Origin of the sequence: Myxococcus sp. AM011 (genome assembly GCF_013372595.1) — a bacterium.
Lineage (GTDB): Bacteria > Myxococcota > Myxococcia > Myxococcales > Myxococcaceae > Myxococcus > Myxococcus eversor.
Genome location: NZ_JABXEM010000333.1, coordinates 1 through 11089, shown reverse-complemented (window position 1 = coordinate 11089; position 11089 = coordinate 1). Strand labels below are relative to the sequence as shown.

Below are 11089 nucleotides of genomic sequence, written 5' to 3'. Positions count from 1 at the left end.
CCCCGAGGTCGCCCCCCACAATCCCCTACAGCCCACCGTGCTGCTGCAGGATGCCTGGACGCGGCTGTTCGGGACGGACGCGCTCCAACCCGAGGACCGTCGCCACTTCTTCGGCGTCGCCGTCCAGGCGCTGCGGCGGGTGCTGGTGGACCGGGCCCGCGCCTGGCTCCATCAACGGCGTGACGCGCGGCGGGAGTGGCTGAGCATCCGCCACCTGGACGCGGAGAACCCGGGCCCCGACCTGGAGGTGCTCCAGTTGGAGGGGGCCCTGTCGGAGCTGGAGACATTCCAGCCCCGGCTCGCCCGGCTGGTGGAGCTGCGCTACTTCGCGGGCCTGAGCCTCCACGAGGCAGCGACCGCGCTGGGTGTGTCACAGGCCACGATGAAACGAGACTGGGCCTACGCGCGTGTCTGGTTGACGGAGCGGCTGAGCCACTGAAGACGCGACGCGCGGTGTTTCAGTGCGCGTTGGCCATGCTCTCGAAGGGCCAGGGGCGCGGCGTGACAGGCGTCCCCAGCCACAGGTCCGCGACGTGCTGCGCGAGCGTCCACGGCGCGCCGCCCGCGCGGTTCGTCAGGACGATGACGGTGAGACGCTGATCCGGATACTTCACGATGGCGTTGGTGAAGCCGCACGTCTCGCCGTGAGGTGACAGGCGCTGGTGTTGCTCTGGTCCCTGGGCGCGAGGACGGCTCCGAGCACGGGGCGGGTCATGCGTGGGATGATGGACGAGAACACGCCGCCGTCACGCACGCGTGTTGCCCGGGCGCGACGCCGCACCGCGCAAACCATCCCACGAGAACCTGGGACTCCCCGGTTGAGGGACCCGGCCGTCATGGCAGACGAGCAGACAATCGCTCACTCCATCTGTTGCCCTCCCTGCGGTCGGCGAGGGGGCGAGCCCTCCCCACATGGCATGGACGAAGGTCCAGACCCAACTTCAACCGTCAGACGTGCAAGCGGAAACGGCTGCCTCCAGGGAGCAGGAGCCTGTCATGTGGAGCACATCATCCTCGGCCTGGGCCGAGGGACCTCGGAGACGACGAATCACGGGGCGGCTGCGGCGCCCCGTGGACAGCAGGACACTGGGAGCCGAGACGATGACCTTCGCCGTGTTGGAGGCCCTGGGGGAGCGACACCAGTCGCCACGGGGACCGGGAAAGCGCTGGAAGCGTTCCGCTCTGCGAACGCACCCGGCCCCGGCGCACGAGTCATGGGACGACGAGGCCGTCGACTTCGAAGACGCCATCGCCTCCTGGTAACGCTCCTGCTAACAACCGGGGGATGACCGCGCCCCGCCCCAATCCGTTGTTGTCGGACCGCGACGTGGACTTCCAACTCGACGAGGTGGTGCGGGTCGCCGCCCTGTGTGAGCTGCCCGACTTCGCGGAGCACTCCCGAGAGACCTTCGGCCTGCTGCTGGACAGCGCCCGGCGCTTCGCGCGCGAGGTGCTCTACCCCACCTATCGGACGTTCGACCTGGAGCCGCCCACCTTCGAGAAGGGCCGCGTCCACGTCCATCCGCTGATGCGCGAGCTGTACCCGCGGCTGGTGGAGTTGGGGATGCTCACCGCCACCCGGCCTCCGGACGTGGGGGGCCAGCAGCTCCCGCTCACGGTCCACGCGCTGGCCAGCGCCTATCTCATGGCGGCCAACCTGAGCGCGTATGCCTACCTGGGCCTGACGCACGGCGCCGCGCACCTGTTGGAGGCCTTCGGCACGCCGGAGGTGAAGGCGGCCTTCATGGAGCCGCTCTACCGGGGCGAGTGGACGGGCACCATGGCCCTCACCGAGCCGCAGGCGGGCAGCAGCCTCGCGGACGTGCGCACGCGCGCGACGCCGGCGGCGGACGGGTCGTGGCGCATCCAGGGCTCCAAGATTTTCATCAGCGGTGGGGACCAGGACTTCACCGAGAACATCGTGCACCTCACGCTGGCGCGCACCGAAGGCGTGGAGAGCGGCACGCGCGGCATCTCCTTGTTCGCGGTGCCGGCGCGGCGGCGCGAGGGTGACGCGCTGGTGGACAACGACGTCCGCGTGGCTGGCGTCATCCACAAGATTGGCTGGAAGGGCATCCCCAGCCTCGTCCTCAGCTATGGCGAGTCGGGTGACTGCCACGGGTGGATGGTGGGACAGCCCGGGCGCGGGCTGGCGTGCATGTTCCAGATGATGAACGAGGCGCGCATCATGGTGGGCCTCAACGGCGTGGCCACCGCGTCGGTGGCGTACCACGAGGCCGTGGCCTACGCGCGCGAGCGTCCCCAGGGGCGGCCCGTGGGAGCCAAGGACGCCACGCGCCCGCAGCACCCCATCATCGAGCACGCGGACGTGCGTCGCATGCTGCTGCGCCAGAAGGCGATTGTCGAAGGGGGCCTCTCGCTGCTGGTGACGGCGGCGTACCAGGCGGACCTCGCGTCGCATGCCACGGACGAGGACACGCGGCGGCGCGCGGGGCTGCTGGTGGACCTGCTGACGCCGGTGGCGAAGACGTTCCCCGCGGAGCGCGGCTTCGAGGCCAACGCGCTCGCGGTGCAGGTGCACGGCGGCTATGGCTACTCCAGCGAGTACCTGCCGGAGGCGTGGCTGAGAGACCAGAAGCTCAACAGCATCCATGAGGGCACCACGGGCATCCAGGGGCTCGACCTGCTGGGGCGCAAGGTGGTGGCCGGTGGTGGCGCGGCGCTGGCGGCCTTCGCGGACGCGGTGGGCAGTACGGTGGAGCGCGCGCGGAAGGCGGGCGTGGAGTCCGCGTGGGGTGAAGCGCTGGAGCGCACCACGGGCGAGGTGGCGGGGCTCGTCGCTGAGCTGGGTGCTCGGGGCGCGGCGGGCGAGGTGGAGCTGATGCTGCGCCACAGCGCGGACTTCCTGGACCTGTTCAGCGTGCTCGCGGTGGCGTGGCGGTGGTTGGAGCAGGCCGCGGCGGCGAAGGAGGGCCTCGCGCGAGGCTCGGGCGATGCGGATTTCTACGAGGGCAAGCTGGCCGCCGCGCAGTACTGGTTCGCCGTGGAATTGCCCCGCATCCCCTTGCTGCTTCACCTGTGCCGCACCGGCGAGGACTCCTACGCGCGGATGAAGCCCGAGTGGTTCTAGAGCCCACCGCTGAGCACTATGCGGGTGAGGGAGCAGCGCCTGGCAGCGTGAACGAGAAGGTGCTCCCCTTGCCTGGCTGACTCTCGACCCAGATCCGCCCGCCGTGGGCGTCGACAATGCCCTTGGAGATGGCGAGCCCGAGCCCCAACCCTCTGCGGTCTTCGCGGCGGGCTTGCCAGAAACGCTGGAACACCGCCTCCAATTGTTGGCTCGAGACTCCGGAGCCTGTGTCCTTCACCGCGAAGCGAACACCCTGGCCCGCCGGCTCGAGTCGAAGCGAAATAGTGCCGCCCGCCGGAGTGAACTTGATGGCATTGGTCAGCAGGTTGGCCAGCACCTGAAGGATGCGCTCATGGTCAAGCTTCACCATCAGCCTGTCGCCGCGTATCTCTCCCTCGAGCGAGAGGTCCTGCGCGGAGGCCAGAGGCTGAAACGCCTCGAGAGACTCGCGCACGAGCGCGGTCGCATCCTGCATCGTGGGGTCGACGCGGAGGATGCCCGCCTCCATGCTGACGACATCCAGCAGGTCTTCAATCAGCCGGGTCAGTCGCGCGGTGAAACGCTGGATTCTCTCCACGGCGTGGACCGTCTTTCCGCCCGCCTCGTCTTCGGCGGCATCCCGCTTGAGCACGGTCGCTTGCAAGGCGATGCCCCCGAGCAGCGTGCGCGAGTCGTGGCTGACCATCGCCATGAAGTGGTCCCGCGCCGCCAGTCCATCATCGGCGCGTGCCCGCTCTATCAGCAGCCGGGCGTTGGTCTCCTCTCGTTCCGTGTGAAGGAGGGCGGCCAGGGCGCGCTGGCGCTCCACGCGTTCGTCTCGCAGCTCTTCGTCCGCGGTCTCACGCTCCCCGAGCAAGGCAGCATCCTCATGTGCCCGCTCCCGCGAAACGCTCTGCCGCGCGGAGATGGGCGTCCACGACCGGGCCATCCTCGCATCCGCGTTTTCGCGGGTCGCGCGGAGGACTTCGTCAGCTCTCGCGCGGGCCGTTTCGACGGCGGTATCCGCCTCCGTCTCAATCACGGTCTGCCTGTTGCTGTATTCGTCGTCGGACTTCTCCCGCTCCACGCGCAGGCTTTCATCCGTGTCGTCGCGTTCAGGTCGCGATTTCTTGTCCCGCGTGGCCATGGAGAAAGTCCCCTTCCTTGGAGCGCCCGCTGTGGGAAAGGTAATACCCAGGGAGCAGCCCACGTCGGGGCGCCGCTCGTGCGTGGCGGCGCTCCCCAGACGGCAGCCTGTCACCCAGCCAGTCCAGGAGGAGGGGTCCGCCTGCTCGCCCGCCCTCCTGGAGTCGATTGCTCGCCTGCCCGCTACGATTCCGCTGCATAAATCGTTGGTGCTCGTAAGATGTACCCTGTGACGGTTTCCTTCCACCTGTGTCAGCCCGGTGGAGGCGCCTCGTGCGGCGCCTGCTGTGGCCTCTACAACTTCAAGGACCACTCGCGCATCGCGCTGACGGAGCAGCTCGCGATGCAAACGGAGCGGCTGCGTCGAGCGCCGATGGAGCCGGAGGCCTGGCACGCGGCGGCGAAGGAGCTGGTGGCCGCGCGACGGGCGGCGCCGATGTTCGACGCCGTCCGGGTGTGTCCGCTGCTGGGCTTCCTGGACCGGGAGCGCAAGCAGGTGGGGTGTCTGGGTCATCCGAAGGTGACGGGAGGCGCGGACCTGCGGGACTGCGGCGTCTATCGCTCATCCGTGTGCGAGACCTTCACGTGCCCGTCCTTCGGCTGGCTCACGGACGCGCAGGCGAAGCTGGTGCTGGCCGCGTGCGCGGACTGGTATCTGTATGGACTGGTCATCACCGACGTGGAGTTCGTGCGCGGTTGCCTGCGGCTGCTGGAGTGGGAGCTGGCGGGCCCGGCGAAGCCGGAGCGGATGGTGGAGAAGCCGGACGTGCTCGCGGCGGTGCGGCGGCTGTTCGCGCTGAAGGAGACGGCGCCCCGGAGAGACCCGAACGCGGCGGTCTTCGGGCGCTTCACGCGCGACACGGAGGGAGAGCCGGTGCCGCGCATGCTCGACTACATGAAGCTGGGCGTGCGGGCGGCACCCGAGGACGACGTGGTGCTGTGCCTGGGGTACACGCCCGCCGACGCCACGGAGTTGATGGCCTCGCGTGAGCTGGTGCGCTCGCACGTGAAGGCCGTGGCCCGCGCGCTTTCGGCCTGAGCAACGCGGGGCCGCGCTCCGGCGAGCAGGCAACCGAGCCACACAGTTCCTCGGCCGCCTGGTGTACAGCCATGTCGAACCCTCACGAGCGCTCAGGCCCATGCCCTGGTTGATAGGAGCACGCCCCTTGCACAGATCTCCTGGCACGTAACGCGGAATGGGTACGCGAGGTGACTGGATGGGCAGGCGATGGGCGTGGGTGGGAATGTTGGGTCTCTGCGCGTGGGTGTCCGGGTGTGCCGAGAGGCAAGGGCAGGAGCCCGTCGATAGCGCTCGGTCCGTGAGTGGACAGTCGGAGCAGGAGGTACCGCCGCCGAACATGGCGGGTGGCGTCGCGGGACAGACGGACTCCACCGCGGCGCAGCGCAACGCAGTGAACACGGGCAGCGCACGGGCTCCGGACAACACAGCGGTGGGCAACACCGGTAATGCACCGGGCACCGGCAACACGGCTGCCGGCAACACCGGCAACGCGGCGGCGAGGAACACCGGCAACGCGGCGACCAGCAACACCGGTAATGCACAAGGCACCGGCAACACGGCGGCGAGGAGCACCGGTAACGCCACCAGCAACACCTCAGCCGGCACCACCGCGGCCGGCAATACCGGCAATGCCGCGAGGAGCACCGGCAACACCGGCACCAGCACCACCGCATCCGGAGCCACGGCCAGCACCAACGCCACGGGCAGCGCGGCGCCCCAGGCTCCCGGGGCCGGCAGGGTGATGATCGGCACCGAAGCGGTCCAGGCAAGCGACGACGAAGACTGGTTCAAGGGCGCCGCGCGCGCAGCGCAAGCCGCGCTCCCGGAGAACACCTCGAACCACTCGCTCGAGGACGTGGTCATCGCCTCCAGCGCGGTGAGCGGCAGGGTCACCCGCGTGGGCCGCGACACCATCACCGTGCGCGACCGAGAGGGCAGCGACTACGTGCTGACGCTCGACAACCGCAGCCAGGGTGTCCGCCAGGGACGCCGCGTCTCACTGCGCCAGCTCCAGGAGGGCACGCCCGTGCGCGCGCGCTTCGTCCTCATGGGCGGACGCTCCGTGGCGCGCGACGTGAGCATCCGCCGCTGAGCCAGGACTCCCTCCGCCACCCGGGGCAAGGTAGGATGACGCCCCGAGTCACGGAGTGAATGGGCCCGCTGCCCCGCCGTCGAGGACCCCGGCGGCGGGACGATGTCACCGTGCCGGCTGTTCCACCGTCGAACCTCGGTGGAACCTCGTGTCGTGCCCGGAGGCAAGCGGATGGATGACCCAGGCCCAGGTGGAACCGGAACGCGGCGGCGCGGACCTGGACGCGTCGCATGGGCCCTGGTCTGCGCGCTCATCGCATGCACCCCGCGAGGCGTGGGCACGCCCGAGCCCACCGTGCCTCCCCCTCCGCGCCTCACCGTGCAGCAGGTCACCCAGCTCCTCCCGCCCCACGTGAAGGAGCGCGAGGGCTGGGCCCGGGACGTGCTCGCCGCGCTGGAGGCGGAGGACGTGCCGCCATCCCCATCAACCGTGTGCTCCGTCCTCGCCGTCATCGAACAGGAATCCGGCTTCCAGTCGGACCCGGCGGTGCCGAACCTGTCGCGCATGGTCCGCACGCGACTGGAGGAGCACGCGGACACGCTGGGCCCGCTGGGCCACAAGGCGCTGGCCTCGGTGCTCGCGGGCAAGGCGGCAGGACAGAAGCGCACCTTCGATGACCGGCTGCGCACCGTGCGCACGGAACGGGACCTGGACCGCCTCTTCCGCGACATGCTCGCGTACTACGAGGCCGAGTACCCCACGACCTTCGCGACGATGAACCTGGCCAGCGCCCTGTTCTCCTCGCGGCGTCTGGAGGACCTCAACCCCGTCACCACCGCGGGCTCCATGCAGGTGAGCGTCCGGTACGCGGTGGAGAAGGAAGGCGAGGACGCGGACCCGGTGAAGGTGCGCGAGTCGCTGTACACGCGCGCGGGCGGAGTGCGCTTCGGCACGGCGCGGCTGCTCGGCTTCGAGGCCGCCTATCCCCAGCCCCTCTTCCGCTTCGCGGACTACAACGCCGGCGTCTACGCCTCGCGCAACGCCGCGCTCCAGGCCCAGGTGAGCCAGCTCACCCGCGTGTCCCTCGTCCTCGACGGAGACCTGCAACTCTATGACAAGAACGGCGACCCCCGCTCCGAGGACAGCAAGTCCCTGGCGGCGCTGCTCGCCTTCCGTCGAGACCACGCCCCGGAGCTGAGCGAGCGGCAGGTCCGCCGCGACGTGAAGAAGGAGAAGGAAGAAGCCTTCGAGTCCACGGAGACCTTCCGCGCGGTGAAGCGCGTGTACGCGAACCAGACGGGAGAATCCCCCGCCTACGCCCAGCTCCCGCAGGTGACGCTCCAGAGCCCCAAGCTGAAGGGAGAGCGCACCACGGCGTGGTTCGCGCGCTCGGTGGATGCGCGCTTCCAGAAGTGCCAGGGCCGCTACCGCGCGCTGACGAAGCCGCCCGCCACGCCCCGGAACACCGCCCGCCCCAAGTGACAGCCCCGGCGTCACGACGAACGCCGGGGCCCGACACACCCTCAGCCGTCCCGCCTCACCGCACGGAGAAGAAGGAGCTGAAGGCGGAGGCGGAGCGGGAAGGCACCGTCTCCAGTGAGCGGAGCGGGTGATGCTCCACGTCCCAGTGGGGTGCCTCGATGGCGGTCACCCGCACGAAGTAGTTCTGGGCCCCCGACTCCAGCTTGCCGGGCGGCAGCCGCACGTCCCGAACCGAGCCGGGGACGTAGATGGCCCCCAGGTTCAGCATGGCACCCCACTCAGGGAGGAACTGCCTGACCGACACCTCGTAGGCCGTGGGCCTGCCGACGGCCGGAGGGACCCAGGAAATCACCGGCTGGAGAGAACCCACCTCGTACGGAGCGCTGGCTGACTTCCGGTCGATGCGCAAGGAGCGCGGCGGCGACAGCTTCGGAACCATCGGCCCCGACACGAGGTCCTCCAGCAGTTCGGTGGAGATATAGCCTCCGCTCAGATTGATGAAACGCGTCGGGTCACTCTGCAACTGTGACGGATAGACATAGCTGTAGAGCAACTGGCCGACCACGCCCCAGTCCGACGGATACGGGTTGCCGAACCGCAGGCGGGCCGTGAAGTCAGTCGCGGCTCCCCGAGGCATGTCCATCCAGAGCAACTCACCCGCGTAACCAAGCCAACCATCCGCCAGTCCGCGGGGAGCGGGCACGACTCCGAACGAGGCCATGAAGGGAGTGGCGCGTGGGTGCCCCTCCACGGCCAGGCGAGCGAACTCGGACAGGCGCCAATCGACAGCGACCTCCGTGGGAGCAAGCGGTTGGAGCACCGCGGTGATGGGCAGGGGCGTCTCCCAATCCGGCACGAAGTCGAAGGGCTCCAATCGCACGGAACGCTCCACGGCGACGTACCCGACCTCCGTCCCATCGGGCATCCTCCCCGCGATGGACTCATTGAGCTGATTCACATACAGCCGGTCCCCGCGGTCCGCCTCGAAGACGGGAAACCGGGTGGAGGTGTAGCTCACCAGCCCCGCCTCATCCGTGACGATGGAGGTCGCCCCCTCGGGAACCCTGTCGTAGACCTCCAGTCCGCCCATCACCTCCACCTCCGAGGAGACCGCCTGGAGACTGGAGCCGAGGTGGAGTTCGTCGGCCCACTCGACCCAGGGTGAAAGGTTTTGCAAGTCCAACTGGACGGGGGTCCAGTCGACCTCCGTGTAGACGGCGTCCGAGCGTCCCCACTGGTTGGTGCCGATGTCCACGTGACGCGCGGACGTGAGGATGTCGACCATGTTGAGGGGGTCCGCGCGCAGGTAGTACTCCCCTCGTGGCACCCCCGTGAATCGCCAGCCGCCCGGCACCGCGGAGCCGGTGATGAGCGAGAACCGGGCCCCGTCATGCACGTAGATTTCAGGAGGACTCTCCGACAGGTCCTCGACGCGCTCGGCGATGCCCACCGACGTGTGGAAGCGCGTGGTCTTCGTCACCAGCACCGTGTCATCGGCGAGCAGCGTCTGGCCTGTCGCCTGGGAATCCTTCTCGACGAAGGACGTTCCACTCTCACACCCCGCCAGCCACACGACACACGTCGTGCCCAGCAGGGAAGACATCCGCAGCAGCTTCATGAAAGACCACCTGTCGCAGGAGAAGTGATGCGCCTGGACCGTTACCACGGCACTCAATCCTGGCCGGCCGACAGGCCTTCACCGCGCAAGTATTCGAGGACCCCGCGAGACATCTCAAGGCTTCATGCGTTGAGCGCGAGCAGGACGCGTGTCCCGCTCGACATCAGACACACGAAGGCCCCGGCCTCACGAGGAGCACCGGGGCCCGGTTGACGCGCGAAAGCCAGCCTTCAGCGCTTGGCGGGCGCGGGCGGCGGGGCGAAGCGCTTGTCTGAAATCTTCATCTCCGTGACGGTGCCGTACTTGCGAGCCATCTCCCGGATGGCGGAGGCCTTGCCGATGAGGACGAAGGTGAGGTTCTCCGGGGCGGGCAGCACGCGCTGGATGACGGTGCCCACGCCCTCGCGGGTGGTGGCCGTCACGGCGGTGGCGAAGCCATCCACGTCGGTGGCGTCCAGGCTGTAGAAGGCCAGCTCCGAAAGCTTGTCCGCCACCTGGGCGCCCGTCTCCAGCCGGGGCGGGAACTGGCCCAGCACGTAGGACTTGGCGGACGCCAGCATGGCGTCATCCATGGTGGACTTGCGGTAGCGGGTGAAGACATCCAGCGCCATGTCGATGGCCTTGTCTGTCTTGTCCGTCTGGGTGAAGGAGCTGATGACGAACGGGCCGGGGTGGGCGCTCGGGGAGAAGCCGGAGCGGGCGCCGTAGGTGAGGCCGGACTTCACGCGCAGCTCCGTGTTGAGCAGCGAGGTGAAGCGTCCGCCGAGCACCGTGTTCGCCAGGTTGGCGGTGACACGGTCCGGGTCGTTCCGCGCGATGCCCGTGTTGCCGATGGAGAAGTACGTCTGGGTGGCGTCGGGCTTGTCCACCAGGAGGACGCGGCGGCCCTTGGAGACGGTGGTGGCGGCGACCTCCGGGGCGGGGCTGGCCGCGCGTGCCCAGCCGCCGAGCGCGGCCTCCAGCTTCGCCGCGAGCGCCTTGCTGTCGAAGTCACCGACGATGGAGAGGATGAGCCTGTCGCCGCCGAGCTGGCTCTTGGCGTAGGCGAGCACGTCATCGCGGGTGAGGCCCGGCAGGGAGGCCTCGGTGCCGTCCACGGGCGTGCCGTAGGGGTGGCCCGCGAACTGGAAGGCCTCGAAGTAGGTGTTGATGAGGCCGCGCGGGTCACCGTCCTTGGCGGCGGTGATTTCGGAGGCCATGCGCGAGCGCGTCTTCTCCAGCTCCTCCTGGGCGAAGCGCGGGCGGGTGAGCAGGTCCGCGAGCAGCTCCACCATCAGCGCGCTGTCTCGGGACATGAACTGGCCGCTGACGACCAGGTTCTCCAGCTCGGCGCTCGTCTCCAGCACGCCGCCGACGCCGTCCACCGCCTCGGCGAACTGACGCGCGTCCCGCGAGCCCGCGCCCTTCTGAAGCAGCTCCGCGGTGAGGGCGGCCAGGCCCTCCTTGCCCGCGGGGTCCGCGAGCGCGCCGCCGCGCAGCCACGCGCTGAAGGCGACGAGCGGCACGTCCTTGCGCTCCACCAGCAGCACGCGCGCGCCGTTCTTCAGCGTGACGGTGGTGGGCTTGGGGAGCGTGACACCCTGGGGCGCGGCGGGGGTGGTGGACGGAGGCTTGGACGGAGTGGCGCCCTGGGCGGAGGCGGAGCCCGAGGAGAGCAGGAGGGCGGCGAGGACGGTCTTCCAGGTGGGGGGGGCAATCATCGCGCGGCCTCCTTGCGGG

9 protein-coding genes are annotated in these 11089 nt (G+C 69.4%); 5 read left to right on the top strand and 4 right to left on the bottom strand.

What is annotated here, in order from left to right; translation table 11 throughout:
• On the top strand, positions 1-439 hold a 439-nt coding region (locus HUW62_RS41995; RefSeq protein ID WP_176437626.1), incomplete at its 5' end, for an ECF-type sigma factor.
• 19 nt (positions 440-458) lie between these two features.
• On the opposite strand, the gene HUW62_RS41990 is transcribed toward HUW62_RS41995, so the two are convergent.
• Entirely contained in the window at positions 459-614 is a 156-nt protein-coding gene (locus HUW62_RS41990) for a hypothetical protein (protein ID WP_240356148.1), read from the bottom strand.
• A gap of 671 nt (positions 615-1285) precedes the next feature.
• On the opposite strand from HUW62_RS41990, the gene HUW62_RS41985 reads away from it, so the two are divergent.
• On the top strand, positions 1286-3091 hold the full coding sequence (locus tag HUW62_RS41985; protein WP_176437625.1) for an acyl-CoA dehydrogenase: 1806 nt from the start codon (positions 1286-1288) through the stop codon (positions 3089-3091).
• Positions 3092-3107: 16 nt separating this feature from the next.
• Here HUW62_RS41985 and HUW62_RS41980 read toward each other — a convergent pair whose 3' ends face one another.
• Positions 3108-4217 carry a sensor histidine kinase KdpD gene (locus tag HUW62_RS41980; protein ID WP_176437624.1) on the bottom strand — a complete coding sequence of 370 codons (1110 nt, stop codon included), beginning with the start codon at positions 4215-4217 and terminating at the stop codon, positions 3108-3110.
• A 228-nt stretch (positions 4218-4445) separates the two neighbouring features.
• Here HUW62_RS41980 and HUW62_RS41975 point away from each other — a divergent pair, with 228 nt between their 5' ends.
• From HUW62_RS41975 to HUW62_RS41965, 3 genes are all read left to right on the top strand, one after another.
• Positions 4446-5255, top strand: coding sequence for a hypothetical protein (locus HUW62_RS41975; protein ID WP_163863152.1), 810 nt, complete (start codon positions 4446-4448; stop codon positions 5253-5255).
• A gap of 319 nt (positions 5256-5574) precedes the next feature.
• A complete protein-coding gene (locus HUW62_RS41970) occupies positions 5575-6330 on the top strand; it encodes a hypothetical protein (protein WP_176437623.1) in 756 nt (251 codons plus the stop codon).
• 171 nt (positions 6331-6501) lie between these two features.
• Positions 6502-7752 (top strand): DUF1615 family protein, encoded by a 1251-nt coding sequence (locus HUW62_RS41965; protein WP_176437622.1) that lies wholly within the window; start codon positions 6502-6504, stop codon positions 7750-7752.
• Between the two features lie 55 nt (positions 7753-7807).
• Here the strand turns inward: HUW62_RS41965 and HUW62_RS41960 are convergent, their stop codons facing one another.
• Both HUW62_RS41960 and HUW62_RS41955 read right to left on the bottom strand, forming a co-directional pair.
• Positions 7808-9370 carry a hypothetical protein gene (locus HUW62_RS41960; protein ID WP_176437621.1) on the bottom strand — a complete coding sequence of 521 codons (1563 nt, stop codon included), beginning with the start codon at positions 9368-9370 and terminating at the stop codon, positions 7808-7810.
• A gap of 230 nt (positions 9371-9600) precedes the next feature.
• Complete coding sequence (locus HUW62_RS41955; protein ID WP_176437620.1) at positions 9601-11070, bottom strand: pitrilysin family protein; 1470 nt, start codon at positions 11068-11070, stop codon at positions 9601-9603.
• Positions 11071-11089 lie beyond the last annotated feature (19 nt).